Source organism: Porphyromonas gulae, from assembly GCF_000765945.1.
Lineage (GTDB): Bacteria > Bacteroidota > Bacteroidia > Bacteroidales > Porphyromonadaceae > Porphyromonas > Porphyromonas gulae.
In genome coordinates, this window is sequence record NZ_JRAT01000012.1 from 437096 (window position 1) to 452981 (window position 15886).

At 51.4% G+C, this 15886-nt stretch carries 11 protein-coding genes; 6 read left to right on the forward strand and 5 right to left on the reverse strand.

Going from position 1 to position 15886, the window contains the following annotated elements; translation table 11 throughout:
• The first annotated feature begins 1 nt into the window (after window position 1).
• From HQ49_RS05380 to HQ49_RS05400, 5 genes are all read left to right on the forward strand, one after another.
• Window positions 2-862, forward strand: coding sequence for a lysophospholipid acyltransferase family protein (locus HQ49_RS05380; RefSeq protein ID WP_039418817.1), 861 nt, complete (start codon window positions 2-4; stop codon window positions 860-862).
• A complete protein-coding gene (locus tag HQ49_RS05385) occupies window positions 859-4092 on the forward strand; it encodes a UvrD-helicase domain-containing protein (protein ID WP_039418819.1) in 3234 nt (1077 codons plus the stop codon). The genes HQ49_RS05380 and HQ49_RS05385 overlap by 4 nt, the downstream gene beginning before the upstream one ends.
• A gap of 242 nt (window positions 4093-4334) precedes the next feature.
• Entirely contained in the window at window positions 4335-5420 is a 1086-nt protein-coding gene (locus HQ49_RS05390; RefSeq protein ID WP_039418821.1) for a mannose-1-phosphate guanylyltransferase, read from the forward strand.
• A gap of 31 nt (window positions 5421-5451) precedes the next feature.
• Window positions 5452-6726: a DUF2851 family protein gene (locus HQ49_RS05395; protein WP_039418823.1), complete on the forward strand. Its 1275-nt coding sequence runs from the start codon at window positions 5452-5454 to the stop codon at window positions 6724-6726.
• 283 nt (window positions 6727-7009) lie between these two features.
• Window positions 7010-7192: a (2Fe-2S)-binding protein gene (locus tag HQ49_RS05400; RefSeq protein WP_018964744.1), complete on the forward strand. Its 183-nt coding sequence runs from the start codon at window positions 7010-7012 to the stop codon at window positions 7190-7192.
• Window positions 7193-7426: 234 nt separating this feature from the next.
• On the opposite strand, the gene HQ49_RS12685 is transcribed toward HQ49_RS05400, so the two are convergent.
• Window positions 7427-7504: a DUF1661 domain-containing protein gene (locus HQ49_RS12685; RefSeq protein ID WP_152566869.1), complete on the reverse strand. Its 78-nt coding sequence runs from the start codon at window positions 7502-7504 to the stop codon at window positions 7427-7429.
• Here HQ49_RS12685 and HQ49_RS12120 point away from each other — a divergent pair.
• Window positions 7473-7565: a DUF1661 domain-containing protein gene (locus HQ49_RS12120; RefSeq protein WP_230587251.1), complete on the forward strand. Its 93-nt coding sequence runs from the start codon at window positions 7473-7475 to the stop codon at window positions 7563-7565. The two genes, HQ49_RS12685 and HQ49_RS12120, sit on opposite strands and share 32 nt — an antisense overlap.
• A 77-nt stretch (window positions 7566-7642) precedes the next feature.
• Here HQ49_RS12120 and polA read toward each other — a convergent pair whose 3' ends face one another.
• The 4 genes from polA to HQ49_RS05425 all read right to left on the reverse strand — a co-directional run bounded on the left by polA (window position 7643) and on the right by HQ49_RS05425 (window position 15843).
• Window positions 7643-10423: a DNA polymerase I gene (gene polA, locus HQ49_RS05410; protein WP_039418826.1), complete on the reverse strand. Its 2781-nt coding sequence runs from the start codon at window positions 10421-10423 to the stop codon at window positions 7643-7645.
• A gap of 50 nt (window positions 10424-10473) precedes the next feature.
• Window positions 10474-12480 carry an alpha amylase C-terminal domain-containing protein gene (locus HQ49_RS05415; protein WP_039418827.1) on the reverse strand — a complete coding sequence of 669 codons (2007 nt, stop codon included), beginning with the start codon at window positions 12478-12480 and terminating at the stop codon, window positions 10474-10476.
• On the reverse strand, window positions 12477-14780 hold the full coding sequence (locus tag HQ49_RS05420) for a cation:proton antiporter (RefSeq protein ID WP_039419017.1): 2304 nt from the start codon (window positions 14778-14780) through the stop codon (window positions 12477-12479). The genes HQ49_RS05415 and HQ49_RS05420 overlap by 4 nt, the downstream gene beginning before the upstream one ends.
• Window positions 14781-14958: 178 nt before the next feature.
• A complete protein-coding gene (locus tag HQ49_RS05425) occupies window positions 14959-15843 on the reverse strand; it encodes a DUF3078 domain-containing protein (protein ID WP_039418828.1) in 885 nt (294 codons plus the stop codon).
• Between the last annotated feature and the right edge of the window lie 43 nt (window positions 15844-15886).

Genomic DNA, 15886 nt, shown 5'->3' on the forward strand with positions numbered 1-15886 from the left:
CATGTCAGACTCACGTCCGGAAGTCCTTACCGAAGAAGATGTACTTCGTCTTTTTCCCGTACTGGGAGGGGAGCGACGACTGACACGCAGGTTGCTGAAAGCCCTCAAGATAACGGACATCAATGCCGTTCATGCCCGTCATATCAATCTGCGTGGAGCAGAGTTTGCCCATGCTGCACTGACTGACCCTGCCATCAATGTCAGCTACAGGCTGCACGGGGCGGAGCATTTGGAAGAGATGCGCAAGGGTGGTGCTTTCACAACGGTATCCAATCACCCGTTCGGCTCTCTGGATGGCATTATGTTGATCGATATTATCGGATCGGTGCGTCCCGATTATAGCGTATTGGTCAATGGTTTTCTGTCCATGATCAGCTGCCTGCGCGACAGCTTCATACCGGTGGCTCCACTCAAAGGAATGGCCGGAGGACTTGACAGCAAGCACAATGTATCCGGAGTGAAGGAAGTCCTGAGCCGTCTTCAAAAAGGTCAGCCCGTCGGCTTCTTCCCGGCCGGAGGAATATCCGTCTATAAAGGCAATCGCAATCGAGTGATGGACAGCGAATGGCAAGCCAGTTGTGCCAAGATGATCCTCGTCAGTCAGGTGCCCGTTTATCCGATTTTCTTCAGCGGCCGCAATTCCTGGTATTTTCACTTCCTCGGATGGCTGAGCTGGGCTATTCGGACTCCACGCATCCCGGCCGAACTGTTCAACAAGCGAGGGCATATTTTCGATGTCTATATCGGCGATCCGATCCCGCCGGAGACCATCGCTCGCTTCGAGAAGAATCCGCGCGAGCTGGCTCTCTTCCTCTACGACCGAACCTATCGTCTTGCTCCCGGACACAAGAAAAACAAATGAAACGCTCCAAGCAGCTTCGTATTTATACAGCTTCGGCAGGTTCCGGCAAGACTCATACACTTACCGGCGAATACCTTCGTTTAGCCCTGCGTACGCGCGGGGCTTTCCGTTATATACAGGCTGTCACATTCACGAACAAAGCCACCGCCGAAATGAAGGAGCGTATTCTCGAGGAGCTATACGGTCTGGCAGTGGATGGATCATCCCCTTTCGCCGAGGAGCTGATGCAGGAGTTGGCTCTGACTACCGAGCAGCTACAAGTCAGAGCACAGGAAGTCCTGACCGAAATACTAAACGACTACTCTTCTTTGCGAGTCAAGACCATCGACTCCTTCTTTCAGGAAGTGATGCGTGCTTTCTCGCATGAATTGGGACTGCCGGGAGGTTTCCGCATCGAGATGGAGCAGAAGGCCGTACTCGAACAGGCTGTCGTCCGCCTGCTGCACAGCTTGGGAGAAAAAGACACCTCCGACGTCGAGAATTGGATCAGGCGTCTGGCTGAAGACCTGATCGAAGAGGGGCGTGGACATAACATCCGCAGGGAGATCGTCAGCTTGGGCGACGAGCTTTTCAAAGAACAGCTACTCCTGCTATCCGAGGAGGGCAAACTACCGACTAAAGCTGCCATTCATCGCTACCAAACCGAGATGAACAAGCTGATGGAAGGCTTCGAATGGCGACGTCTGTCTATTGCACGCCGAGCAGAAGAAATCGTCACTGGAGCCGGAATCAGCTTCTACGATTTCAAAGGAGGTACCAAAGGAGGTATCTTGGAGTTTGCCAAGGTGCTCAAAGGCGGAGAAGTCAAGCCGCCCACAAAGACCTTTATGTCGATGGCAGAAGGTGATCCGGAAACTACCCTCTACGCCAAATCCACTCCTGCCACTACCCAAGCAGCCATTCTCTCGGCCTACCAATCCGGCCTCAAAGAGTCTCTGAACGAAATGGCAGGACTCTATCTCGGCAGGGAATGGCAAGAGTATTCCACGGCCAAGCAGTCACTTCCCTTTCTCAACCGGCTTGGTATCATCTCCGATCTCTGGCGACAAATCGAAGGGATCAGACAAGAAGAGAACAAAATGCTGATTTCCGATGCTCCGTCTCTTTTGCACAGGATCATCGACGGGAGCGAGACCCCCTTTGTCTATGACAAGATCGGGGTACGAATCGAGCACGAAATGATCGATGAATTTCAAGATACCAGCCGCTTACAGTACGAAAACTTCAAGCCTCTGCTGGCTGAGAGTTTGGCTCACGGCAAGTACAACCTCCTCGTCGGCGATGCCAAACAGAGCATATACCGCTTCCGCAATGCCGATCGGCGACTGCTCACAGAGGTCGTCAGTCGGGATTTTGCCGAAACATCGGAGAGGGTCAATCTACCATATAATTGGCGAAGCACTCCCGAAATAATCGAGTTCAACAACTCCCTCTACAAGCACCTGCCACAAATCCTCTGTGAGGCTATGACTCGCGAAACCGAGGCGATGGCAATGCCCGATCCGAAGTTGCCGGAGGAGATCAACCGCACATTCATGCAGACCTACGCCGATGTGGAGCAGCTTGTACCACCGGCCAAAGCTGACCGGCATGGAAACGTCTGCATTTATCTTCCACCGCCGGCATCATCAGATGAAGCGGAAGCCGAGCTTTCGTGGGAGGAGCGCATCTTGCAGGATCTTCCCCGTTTTATCATCGGTCTGCAAAAAAGAGGATATGCTCCCTCAGACATTGCGATTCTGGTACGCAAAACCTATCAGGCACGAGAGATAGCTCGTACCATGCTCTCTTATCAGCCCGAACCGGATGAAGTGGATTATCCCCTTATCCCGATGTCGGACGAATCCTTGTCGCTGAGTGGAGCAGCATCAATTCGCTTCCTATCCAACCTGCTCAAGTTTATATCCCACCCCCAATCCGACGCTTTGCGGCAGATTGCCTACTTGTCGTATGAAGAACTTCGCAAAGAGAAAGGCTTAACCCTTACTGAGGGGGGCAACTTCAGTGCCACAGAGCTTGCAGAGTTTGCCGACCTTCGGCGTCGCTCCCTGTACGAATTGGCAGAAGGATTAGTCTCTCTTTTCCATTCATACCTGCCCGAAAGTGAGATGCCCTATCTAATTGCTTGGCTGGATTTGATCAACGATTTCGGTCATGAACGATCTGCCGATCTGCACTCTTTCCTGCAATGGTGGGACGAAACGGGCTATGCCAAAAGCCGTATTTCCTCTGCTCCCAACAGTCAGGCTGTCACACTAATGACCATTCACAAGGCCAAAGGCCTGGGCTTCCGCGTTGTTCTTATTCCTTTCTTGGACTGGAATCTGGACGACCAAGCTGCACATCGGCACATCCTCTGGTGCAAGATCGATCCAGCCCGCAGTCCTTTCAATATCCTGTCCGTAGTGCCGATCAGATATAAGAAGGAGATGGCACAAACAATATTTGCCACAGATTACTTCCGCGAAAGGGCTGATATTCTACTCGACAACCTCAATCTTCTTTATGTGGCTACGACACGAGCCAAGGACGAGATGCATCTGTGGTTACCTCCTTCCCCAAAGCCCGAATCGCTCTCTACCGTGGGAGATCTTATGCATTTGGCTCTCGCCTCCTTGGACGAGAATAAGACGGAGTCCGGTATGTACTGCTGGGGAAGTCCGGGCATATCCACGAGACAAAAAACGACAGATCACCCCTCTTCGGGCTTACCTTTTACCCTGCCCAAAGGAAGCTTCTCGGCTGTAGCCGACCGGTTGGCTATCCGCCCCGAAGGCAGTGAATTTTATCGCAGACACAAACCGCTTTACCACGGACATGTGATGCACAGAATCCTTGCCGACATCGTTCTCGCCAAGGACATCGAGCCTGCTCTTGAGCGTTATGTGTCGGGAGGAATCGTCACGAGAGATGAGGCGATCGAATTGGCCGATCGTCTATCTGTTATCTCTTCGGACAGTCGGTTGTCTCGTTGGTTCGATGGGAGCGGACGAGTTCTCAATGAACAGGATATTCTCCTTCCACAAGGAGGGCAGCGTCGTCCCGATCGGATCATTCTCTACGACGATCACACAGACATCGTAGACTATAAGTTCGGAGCAGTTCGCAAAGTTCATCATGCACAGATGGAGAGTTATATCCGCCTGCTTGTCTCAATGGATTATCCCTCGGTGCGCGGTTACCTGTGGTACCTGCCGAACAACGAGGTGCTTTCGGTGGATGGAGCATAGCGGACCGGAACCTCATAGCTCCATATTCCTCCGTCTCTTCCTTCTTACTCATTATTCCTTCCGGTATCGTCGCATTGCACTTTTGAAAAATAAGCCTAAAAGATCGGCGAAACGACCTCAGCTAAGAAAAACACCCCTCTGGACTGTGAATCAATTTAGGAGCCACAAGTACGATTTTCTTGGGACATGGCGTTATTATTTTGAGTAGCTTTGTGTAAGAACTTAAAAACAGAATAATGACTATGGCTGTGAAAGACAATTATTGCGTCATTATGGGAGGGGGAATAGGAAGTCGGTTTTGGCCCTTTAGCCGCGAATCCCATCCCAAACAGTTCCTCGATTTCTTCGGTACAGGACGTTCGCTCCTGCAGATGACATACGATCGTTTCACACGATTCATCCCCCGGGAAAATATTCTGGTCGTCACCAATGAACTTTATGCCGGCAAGGTACGCGAACAGCTCCCCGAGATCGGAGCAGATCAGATCCTATGCGAGCCTACCCGCCGCAATACAGCTCCCTGCATCGCATACGCCAGCTATCATATCTATGCGCGCAATCCCAAAGCCAATATAATCGTAGCACCTTCCGACCACCTGATCCTGCGCGAGGACGAATTCGTGCGCGCAGCATCGGAAGCATTGGAGTTCGTAGCCGATCATCCCAATCTCATCACACTCGGCATCCGCCCTTCCCGTCCGGAGACAGGCTATGGATATATCCAAATGGCAGAGGAAAAGAAAGGAAACTTCATCCGGGTAAAAACCTTTACGGAGAAGCCTAATGCCGAGATGGCAAGCATCTTCCTCGCCAGCGGTGAGTTCCTCTGGAACAGCGGAATGTTCGTCTGGAATGTGGAGAGCATCCTCGCCGCTTTCCGCAAGCATCTGCCGGAAGTAACCTCTGCCCTCGAAAACGGATTGGCACACTTCAATACACCCGACGAACGGCGCTTCATCGATCAGGCTTTCCCCTATTGTCCCAGCATCTCTATCGACTTCGGCGTGATGGAGAAAGCGGATAATGTGCTGGTCATGCCCGTGGATTTCGGTTGGGCAGATCTCGGCACGTGGGGCTCTCTGTACGAGCTGGCAGAGAAAGACGATGCGGGAAATGCATCGCTCAAGACGCGGACCATTTTCTACGAAGCCGAACGCAACATTGTCACCACGGACAACCCGCAGAAGCTTGTCGTCGTACAGGGTATTAGCGACTGTATCGTGGCCGAAAGCGGGAATGTCTTGCTCATTTGTCGGGCCGAGGAGGAACAGCGCATCAAGCACTTCGTGGCCGATGCCGCTCTGAAATACGACAAAGAGTACAACTGATATAACTGTATAGAGGGGCTTCGACAAGGTTGTGGAGCATTTCTTACAATACGTATGGCTGCACCGCCTCTATAGCTCGTTGAGCTATGGGGCGGACGCTTTCTTTTTGGAGCCTGAGGTCATCGATCCGGGGATGCTCAATCGGGATAGCGGCCCCGATTTCTTCAATGCCAAAGTGAAAGTGGGCGATCTCCTCTGGGCCGGCAATGTAGAGATTCATCGCAAGGCCTCGGACTGGATTCGCCACGGGCATCATCTCGATCCCGCTTATGACAATGTAGTACTCCATGTGGTGGAGACGGATGACCTCCTGATACGGCACCGAATCAGTGGTGAACCTGTCCCCGTCTGCGTTATGTATGTAGACGAAGGGCTTAGGGCAAACGCCGACTTTATGCTCCGAACATCCCTTTTGCCGGGCTGTAAGGACAGACTCCATGAACTCGATAGCCTCGAAGTCCACGACTGGCTGGATACGCTCGTCGTAGAACGATTGGAGCGCAAGGCTGCCGAGGTGGATCGGCTCTACCTGTCCACCTCCATGGATTGGAATGCAACGGCCTACATACTGCTGTCCCGTCACTTCGGATTCGGGCTGAACAACGATGCCCTCGAACGGCTTGCTCGCAGCCTGCCCTTTGCCGCCATTGCCAAGCACCGCAGCAGTCTCTTGCAAGTGGAGGCTCTCCTGCTGGGACAAGCCGGCCTTCTGGCCGATCCTACGGACGAGTACGCAGAGAAGCTGGCTGCTGAATACGCATTTTTGCAACATAAATTCGCTTTGCAGCCTGTCGACTCCTCGGTCTTTCGTCTGCTTCGCACCCGTCCGTCCTCTTTTGTCCATCGCCGACTGGGACAGTTGGCCGCCATCCTGCACCGTTGCGAGTTTCTGTTTTCTTCATTTGTGGAGACTGCGTCGGCCAAGGAACTGGTGCACAAACTTAGTGTGGAGGTATCGCCTTATTGGGCTTCGCACTATCGCTTCGGCAAGCCTGCCTCTACTGCCTCCGCCAATTCACTCGCTGCAATGTCTGCGGACTCGCTGCTCATCAATGTAGCAGCTCCACTCCGTTACGCTTGGTTGAGACGGCAGAACGTAGCGGACTACCGCGAGCTGACAATAGACTTCTTGCGAGGCATCAAACCCGAAAACAACAGGTTGGTTCGCGCTTTCTCTCAAGCCTGCCGACCCGCCGATGCTGCCGAAAGCCAAGGCCTCATCCAGCTCTATCGCGAATACTGTGAGCGACGCAAATGCTTCTTTTGCCGCTGGGGCTATCGTTTCCTGAGCCACTGCAAAGGCTAAAAGGAAGTTGGTACCGCGAAGCAGGCCAAGACGCAGCTGTTCATCATTCACAGGCGATCCGGGAAGGGAGATTCGCTCACGGGAAAATGCGAATCATCTTACTGTCTCATGAGAGGTCTCTTGTGAGTTTTATCGCTTTGCCATAGCGCGTTGCATCCTGCTGCATATACGTTTTCATAGACACTGTCTATCGGTGCATAGATGAAAAAGTGGATTGTTTTTGTAATTTTGAAACGTTTTCAAAGCATAGTAACAAACGACGATTTATTACAACAGAAGAATTATGTCACAGCAAGATGAAATTATCTGCCACTGCAACGAAATTACACGTGGGGAGATTGAAAATGCAATTAGAGAAAAAGGATTGAAGACCGTGGACGAAGTAGGCGAAGCTACAGAAGCAGGAACTGTATGTGGCTCATGCCAGGACGATATCCAAGCTATCTTGGACGAGATCAACGGTTAATGCAGGGGGGGCGAAGCCCTGTCCTTTCTGATCCGATCTACGCCCGTCTGCTATAGGCTTTTCAGCCTAAGCCGACGGGCGTTCCGTATTCATAGAACAGTCGTGTACAGATTGCCGGCACATATATTTTCGGCAAGGGAACGATGATTAGCGTTCTCGCCCACCTCCCCTCTACCTGCTTCTTTTTACACTTCTCGGAACATGATCTTTTTTTTCGTGCGTGTTTCGATAGATCTATGGTTCGTGTTTCTGTGAGAAATGGAGCGAGATTTTTTTCGTTTTGGCGCGTAAAAATTTTAATTCCCGCGCCAAAAGAAAAACTTTCCCGCACCACGTTTTTCGAGACGTGAAACAAAGAAAAAAACGAGCATAAACCGGCTACGAAAGAAAGACCCGTCTATGCTCGTTTTTTCTATGACTATGGTATATGCTTCTTCTCGGGGAAAAGCGTCAGTGTGCCTCCAGCCAGTTGGTACCTTCGCCGATCTCGGCTATCAGAGGAACGCGCAAAGAGGGCATCACGCCCTCCATACACGAGCGAACCAGCTCGCGGACTTCTGCAGCTTCGGGACGGAGCACGTTGAAGTTCAGTTCGTCATGCACTTGCAGGATCATCCGGCTCTGTAGCCTACGGGCAATGATTTCCTCGTGTATCCTGATCATCGCCAGCTTGATCAGGTCGGCAGCAGAGCCTTGTATGGGAGCATTGATCGCATTTCGCTCTGCATAGCCGCGGACTACGGCATTGGCACTGTTTATGTCCCGAAGGAATCGCTTGCGACCGAACAGTGTGGTGACGTAGCCCTGTCGCTTGGCTTCGGCAATACTCCGATCCATATACGCTTTAACCCCCGGGTAAGAGGCAAAGTAACCTTCGATCAAAGCCTTGGCTTCGGTTCGGGAGATATTGAGCCGCTCGCTAAGCCCGAAAGCAGAGATACCGTAGATGATCCCGAAGTTGGCCGTCTTGGCATGGCGACGCATGTCGTCCGTAACTTCTGCAAGTGGCAGGCCGTATATTTTGGCTGCCGTGGCTCGGTGAATGTCTTCCCCATGGAGGAAAGCCTGTATCAAGCTCTCATCTTCACTTAGATGCGCCATCAGTCGCAGCTCGATCTGAGAGTAGTCCGCACTCATGAAAATACATTCGTCATTGTCCGGCACGAAAGCAGCCCTCAGCCCCCTCCCGACTTCGGTACGGATCGGAATGTTTTGCAGATTGGGATTGCTGCTGGAGAGACGTCCCGTGGTGGCGACGGTCTGATTGAACGAGGTATGCAGCTTGCCATCGGGGTAGCGCATCTCCGGCAGGGCTTCCACATAGGTACTGAGCAATTTCTTGATTCCTCTATAGTCGAGGATAAGTCGCACGATGGGATGCTTTTCCTGTAGCTTGACCAGAATTTCTTCGTTGGTAGAGTAGCTGCCGGACTTCGTTTTCTTAGGTTTTTCTGTGATTTGCAGTTCCTCGAAGAGCACGGTTCCGACTTGTGAAGGGCTGTTGATGTTGAATGAGTGTCCGGCCAAACGGTAGATTTCGTCTTCTATCCGCTGCATCTCCTCGCCAAGACCCGATGCCGTGCGCCGGAGGACTTCCGTGTCCAGCTTTACTCCGGAGCATTCCATATCGGCAAGTACCGGTACGAGCGGCATCTCTATGCTTTCAAACAAGGAGGTCATCCCTTCCTCGGAGAGCATCGTATCGAGGCGTTCGTATAGCTGCCATGTGACGTCGGCATCCTCCATGGCATAGTCCGCCAGATTCTGCAATGGCACCTGACGGATGTGCATCTCTTGCTTGTCGCTGCCGACCAGATCCGAATAGCGAATGGTGCGATAGCCCAAAAGCGTCTCTGCCATCTCGTCCATATTGTGCCGGAGATCGGGCAAGAGGAGATAGTGGGCTATCATCGTATCGAACAGCTGTCCGCGCACTTCGACACCGTATCGGGAGAGCACTTGGATGTCGTACTTCATATTCTGGCCGACTTTGCCGATAGCAGCATCGGCAAAAAGCGGACGCAAGAGGTCTAACCTGCGCCTTCCGGCTTCTTCGCCTTCCGGTAGGGGTATGAAGAAAGCCCGTCCCGATTCGGCACATAGCGTGACGGCAACGATATTGGCCCGAAGTGCATCTTTCGAGTCGGTCTCTGTGTCGAATGAGAAACGAGGCGTGGCAGAGAATATTCGGATGCAATCCGCTATCTCTTCCTCGGTTTCGAGAATCGTATATTCGTGTGGTACATCAAGCAACGTTTTCAGTGGATGCCCGGTATCGTCAGCACCATCTCCGAACAAATCCGTGGGCGGCTCTTGATCCTGTACTACGCCGGCAAACAGATCTGTAGCAGGAGCATCGGCCCGTGCTCCTTCCAACCGTTTTAGCAAGGTGCGAAATTCCAGTGCGGCGAAGCACTCGCGAACGGCTGCCATATCCGGCGAAGTACGTCGATAGGCTTCGGCATCGAAGGCGATGGGAGCATCCGTGCGGATGGTGGCCAAGTATCGCGAGAAGCGCGTTTGCTCTTCTCCCTCCTGAATTTTCTTGGCCACAGCTCCTTTCAATTCATCTTGGTGGGCGTATATGCCGTCTATGCTTCCATACTCGGCCAGTAGCTTCTCGGCCGTTTTCGTTCCGATACCTTTACATCCGGGTATATTGTCCGAGCTGTCCCCTACGAGGCCGAGGTAATCTATCATTTGCTCGGGGGCGGAGAGTCCGAACTTTTCGCAGACTTCTGCCGGCCCCCACGTTTCATAGCCTCCTCCCGTCTTAGGCCGATAGATCTTGATGCGCTCGGACACCAGCTGGCCGAAGTCTTTATCGGGTGTTACCATCCTGACGGCAAGCCCTTGCTCTTCGGCTTGTTTGGCCAAAGTACCTATCGTATCGTCCGCTTCGAAGTCCGGCACTTCAACAACAGGAATACGGAAAGCTGCCAACATCTCTTTAATTAAAGGGATGGCGATACGAATACCTTCCGGCGTTTCCTCTCGTTGAGCCTTGTACTCTGCATACTCGCGATGACGGAAACTGCCTCCCGGAGGATCGAATACCACGGCGATATGCTCCGGCGACTCCTTCTCCAGTATATCCAATAAGGTCAGGGCAAAGCCGAACACGGCTCCGGTGTCACGACCTGTAGAATCGATCCGCGGACTACGGATGAAAGCATAATAGGCACGAAAGATGAGGGCATAAGCATCAAGAAGAAAAAGTCGCTCGGTCATATCGAATCTTAGTTAGAGGGAGGGATTTGAAAAAAGGAGAGGGCAAGCTGTCAGTCGGCAAGCTTCAGGACGAGAGCAGAGCGAGCCGGCAGATAGAGGTTCAGATGCTGTCCATGAGTAAGCCGATCTTTACTCCCATCCGGAAGGGTAAAGTGCTCCACCCATTCGTCCACACGGCCGAAACCTTCGTACTTCCGTGCATCGGTGCTCATCGCTACCGAATACTTACCGGCCGGAAGAGGGATGGGATAATCCGAATAAGAACGTTCGGGGTGAAAATTGAAAACGAAGAAGAAATCGCCTCGACCGAAGCAGATCACCTGCTCTTCACTCTTGAGCCAGTATTCGCGCAAAGGGAGCTTGTGAAAGCTCTCTACCGATTGTATCATGGCTATCATATCCTGATCAAACAAGTGCAGACCTGCATAGCGCAAGAAAGGGCTATCGGCCAGACTCCACTGCCTGCGGGCGTACTTATAAGACCAGCCATTCCCTTCGCGAGGGAAGTCGATCCATTCGGGATGCCCGAATTCGTTGCCCATGAAATTGAGATAACCACCATTCATCGTCGTGGCGGTGAAGAGACGGATCATCTTCAGCAGTGCGATGCCTCTGTCCACGCTATGTACACAACTCTGCTTGTTCATATACCAATACATATCGGCATCGATCAGGCGAAATATGATTGTCTTGTCCCCGACCAAAGCCTGGTCGTGACTCTCGGCATAGCTGATCGTCTTTTCCTCCTGACGGCGATTGGTCAATTGATACCAGATGTCGCCGGGATTCCAGTCTTCGTCACGATACTCTTTGATGAGTTTGATCCAGAAATCAGGGATATTCATGGCCAAACGGTAGTCAAAGCCATATCCGCCATCTGCCAAGGGAAGAGCTAATCCGGGCATGCCGCTTACCTCTTCGGCTATCGTGATTGCATCGGGGCGAAGTTCGTGAATAAGTTTATTGGCCAGGATCAGATAAGCAATGGCATCGTCGTCCTGATGGCCGTTGTAATAGCTGTCGTAATTGTCGAACGTATCGCCGAGTCCATGGCTATAGTAGAGCATCGAGGTCACACCATCGAAACGGAAGCCATCGAATCCAAATTCTGTCAGCCAGTATTTGCAGTTGGAGAGGAGGAAGTGCAGTACGTTGTCCTTACCGTAGTCGAAACAATACGAATCCCATGCCGGATGAAGTCCGCGATTGCCTTCATGGAAGAAAAGGGTATGCGTGCCGTCATACAAACCCAAGCCTTCGACCTCGTTCTTGACCGCATGCGAATGTATCAGATCCATGATCACGTACAAACCGAGGCCATGGGCGTCATCGATCAGACGCTTGAGATCTTCGGGCGTCCCGAAACGACTGCTCGGAGCGAAAAAGCTCGACACATGATAGCCGAACGATGCGTAATAAGGATGTTCCTGTACTGCCATGAGCTGTATGGCGTTGTAGCCGTCCTTGCAGATACGGGGGAGGACATCGCGCCGAAACTCTTCGTATGTGCTGACCTTCTCCTCCTCGGACGACATCCCGATATGGCATTCATAAATCAGCAGCGGCTCGTCTTTACGGTTGGGACGAGGGTGTTTCATTTCGTAGGGAAGACCCGGCATCCACACTTGGGCGTAGAAGAGATAAGTTTCAGGATCCTGTACTACACGGTTGCACCAAGCCGGTATCCTCTCTCCTTCACCGCCGGGCCATTCGAAGAAGAGCCTGTAACGAGAGCCGTGAGGAAGCAGTCGGTTTGGAATCCGTAATTCCCATGAACCCACTTCGTCCACAGGAGCAAACCGAAACTGCGGCAATCTACGCCAGCGCGAAAGTTCGCCGATCAGATATACGGCGGTGGCTTCGGGAGCGAACTCACGAATCACCCACGAATCCCCCTCCTGATGAAGTCCGTAATAAAGATGTCCATTGGCGAAGTCGCTCAATCCACCGGATCTTCCTCCGGTCAAATCCGTCTCTCGTTTGCGAGCGTATTTCAGTCTGCTTTCTATTACTGATTCGTACGGGCGCAGCCAAGGATCTTGTTCGATTATTCTCATGCCATTGCAGCTTTCAATGTCGAAGAGGGGTTATTTCGATGATGGATAATAATAGTGGAGGGCAAGTGCTCGATCACGCTCGGACACTCATCGGCAAAGCGCAACCAATAGCGGTAGCTGACGAGCATAAAGTGGTAGCTACTGATATTGATTGTCGATGGCAATCCGGCTTTCAGTCTGTTTTCTCCCGTGGATAGAGCCGGCAGCAAACCGTCGGTCTCGGGCAGCACATCGAGCACACTGCCATTGTTGCGAGCCAGTGAACGGGCATAGACGAGGAGTTCCTCGTCACTTTCGTTCTCCATCAGGAGCAAGATCTTACCCGCATGCTTGAATCCACGATGAATAAAAATACCCACACTGCATTGCGTCTGCTCGATGAAGTAATGCATTTTATCCCTCAGCATCTCATGCGCATTCAACAGGGCTTCGGGAGGAGCAATGGAGATAGGGCCTATTTTCTTCTGCAACTTTCTGCGGAAATACAACAACTCCTTGTCGCTCTTTCGGTCGGACAAATTGATACCCGCACCGACCAGCAGGAAGCTGTAGCCACCGTCATTGACCGTACGAACCACTTCTGCTTCAGGATGCTCGAAAATATGGTGGTGCAGAGTTCTGATCGGGAGCTTCCTCCGATCGCTTTCTTCAAGAATAGGGGCAAAAGCTCTTTCCTCATACACTTCCGAAGAGGTCAGATTCGTGTCGCTTCCGACCGTGATATGAAGAGCCGTAACAGAGGGTTTCTCATCATTCCGATGCATCAAAAGATCTGTAGCATGGAGCAGATGGGCACCGCTCGAAGCTCGTCCGAACGAAAGCAATACCGCTCCGCTGTTTTCTTTCTGGAGTGCTGCATTCTCAAGCTGGGTCTCACGCTTGAAGAAAAGATCTATAAGTCGGAGCAAAGGAGTGGTCATGAAAGTGGTGATCAGTGTCATCATCACCAGAATAGTGAAGATAACCGGAGGGAGGATACCCAACTCGCGTCCGATAGCCAGCACGACAAGCTCCATCAAGCCACGCGTATTCATAAACGCTCCTAAGTAAAGCGATGCTTTCTTCCTCTCTCCACAGATCCTCGCTGCCACATAGGTACCGCCGAACTTACCGATGATCGCCACCAAGGTGAACGCGCCGGTGAGCAGCCAGAGGGAAGCACTATCGAGCAATCCCAATTTCGTCTGCAAACCGGAACTAACGAAAAATAAGGGGAGGAACAGGGTAAGGGAGACATCTTCAACCTTCTCTGTCAGAATCTTCCGGAATTTGAGGTTTTCCGGCATCACCAAGCCGAGCATAAAAGCACCGAACAGGGCATGCATACTCAATAGTTCGGTGGCATAGGCACTAGCCAACAGCAAAACGAAAATAAAGCCGATCATCGTTTTGCTCACGACCTCCTGATTGTCATAGAGCCGTCCGATTACTTTGAAGAAAGGCCGTATGAGTCCGAATATAACCAAGAGGTAGAGTATGAGGAAGAGGAAGTTGTATATGGCACTGAGAAAGCTACCGCTTTGGGTAATAGCCATTACTCCGGCGAGCATCAACCAAGCCGAAATGTCTCCTGCCGCAGCTGTGCTGATAGAAAGCATCCCGAGGTGACTCTTCCCCAATTGGCGCTCCTGTATGATTCTGGCCAATACGGGAAAAGCCGTGATACTCATCGAGATACCGATAAAGAGGCCGTAAGGGAGGAAGGTTGTGGTGTCGGCAGCATAATCCTTGTATGTCATGTAGCTGATCAGCAAACCTAAGAGAAAGGGGATAAAGATACCCGCATGGCTGATGATCATCGACTGGCTGAAGCGAGGCTTGATATCATTTATATTGAGCTCCATACCGATGACAAACATAAACAAGATGAGGCCGAACTGACTGAGCAGTTCCAGATTGGCCAAACTGGACAAAGGGAAAAGAGCTTCATAAGCTTGAGGCCAAACGGCTCCCAAAAGAGATGGGCCAAGCAATATACCGGCCACGATTTCTCCGATTACAGTAGGCTGGCCGACTTTTCCGAAGAACCAAGCTACGAGCCTCGCCACCGTAAGAATAACGATGATCTGCAATAACAGGATACCGATAGTACCGGTGAAATGATGGTGTACGGACTCGCTGAAAGAATCGAATGCACCCGACAATCCGCCTCGCCCATGGACAGACACAACCTGATCAGCCATATTGGGTTCAAGCTCTTTCCCGATAGTGGCGAAAAGCCAAAGTCCGATCAAAAAGAAAAGAAGCATACCGACATAGAATATCGTTAGCTTGCGTGCAGTCGTCCCCGATTGTTTCATGTAGCAGATCTGAATATTATCACAGCCTAAAGGTACTAAAAAGCTAAGATTCTCGGACGTAATTTTTATTTTGGCATCTACTCTCCTAACGAAGTCAATCCAAGCAAAAACATCAAAGGCTGCGACCATCCTTTGCAGGCAGTCGCAGCCTTCGCTGTCAGAAATTGAGATTCTTTATTTAGAAAGTGTACGCAACACCCACGCCTACAACTTCCTTGAACTGGATTTTCGGACCATCGTTGATCTTCACGTCATCGTCGTAGATAAGGTTGGTGGCTACCGTAGCTGTGAGGAACTTGTTGATCTTCATTGCCAGCATAGCCTCCCAGTTGATGTCGATGTTGCCGAAGTCATGTGTATAAGCCGTGAAGAACGAAGCCTTGGTTATCAGGCTGACATTCTCCATTAGATTGATGTTGGCCGAACCAACTACCAAGGCACCAAGCTCGAACAGGGTCTTTTCACCGGCTTTCACACCGAAAGCACCCAAGCCGGACAGGTAGTCGTCAGCCACTACCGTCAGCTTACCTGTTGCAGGAGAGAGGTAGAGAGAAAACTTCTCATTGGGTTTGTAGTCCGCACCGGCACCAAGAGTGAAATAAGCTGGAGCAAAGAAATTAGAGATATGCTTTACTCCTGTCAGGTGATCAGAGGGCTTCTCATATCCTTTAGCATACTGTGAAAGGAAAGTGAAAAGAGCACTACCGTACCAATTGCGGCCGATCTCATAGCCACCCTTCGTGAAGAGTTCGATCTTGTCTACACTCTTGTTCCATTTATTGGCCGTCGTATAGGTCAGACCGAAATCTGTGCGAAGACCGTTGTCCCAACTCCATTTGCCTTTCAGGTAGTTGGCATCTATATTCAAATAGAGGTTCCCCGCCACCGTGTTTCCTCCACCGGCAGCCCAATTCGTCAAAGAGGTTTGGGAGGCATTGAGTCCGGTCACACCTTTTATAGTCCAGTCCTTTTGGGGAGCGTCTGATGCAGTGTTTGCTACTTGTGCTTTCGCAAGGGTGAACAGCGAGCCACCCATTGCCAGAAAAATAATCAGTCGTTTCATCTGTTTTTTTCTTCTTTTTTAGTTAAAACAAAAAAGCCGCACA

Bases quoted from the DNA above. Each gene is read 5' to 3' on its own strand.
- polA (WP_039418826.1), bottom strand. From the start codon at position 10,423: ATGACCGAGCGACTTTTTCTTCTTGATGCTTATGCCCTCATCTTTCGT.
- HQ49_RS05385 (WP_039418819.1), top strand. From the start codon at position 859: ATGAAACGCTCCAAGCAGCTTCGTATTTATACAGCTTCGGCAGGTTCC.
- HQ49_RS05415 (WP_039418827.1), bottom strand. From the start codon at position 12,480: ATGAGAATAATCGAACAAGATCCTTGGCTGCGCCCGTACGAATCAGTA.
- HQ49_RS05380 (WP_039418817.1), top strand. From the start codon at position 2: ATGTCAGACTCACGTCCGGAAGTCCTTACCGAAGAAGATGTACTTCGT.
- HQ49_RS05390 (WP_039418821.1), top strand. From the start codon at position 4,335: ATGGCTGTGAAAGACAATTATTGCGTCATTATGGGAGGGGGAATAGGA.
- HQ49_RS05420 (WP_039419017.1), bottom strand. From the start codon at position 14,780: ATGAAACAATCGGGGACGACTGCACGCAAGCTAACGATATTCTATGTC.
- HQ49_RS05400 (WP_018964744.1), top strand. From the start codon at position 7,010: ATGTCACAGCAAGATGAAATTATCTGCCACTGCAACGAAATTACACGT.
- HQ49_RS05425 (WP_039418828.1), bottom strand. From the start codon at position 15,843: ATGAAACGACTGATTATTTTTCTGGCAATGGGTGGCTCGCTGTTCACC.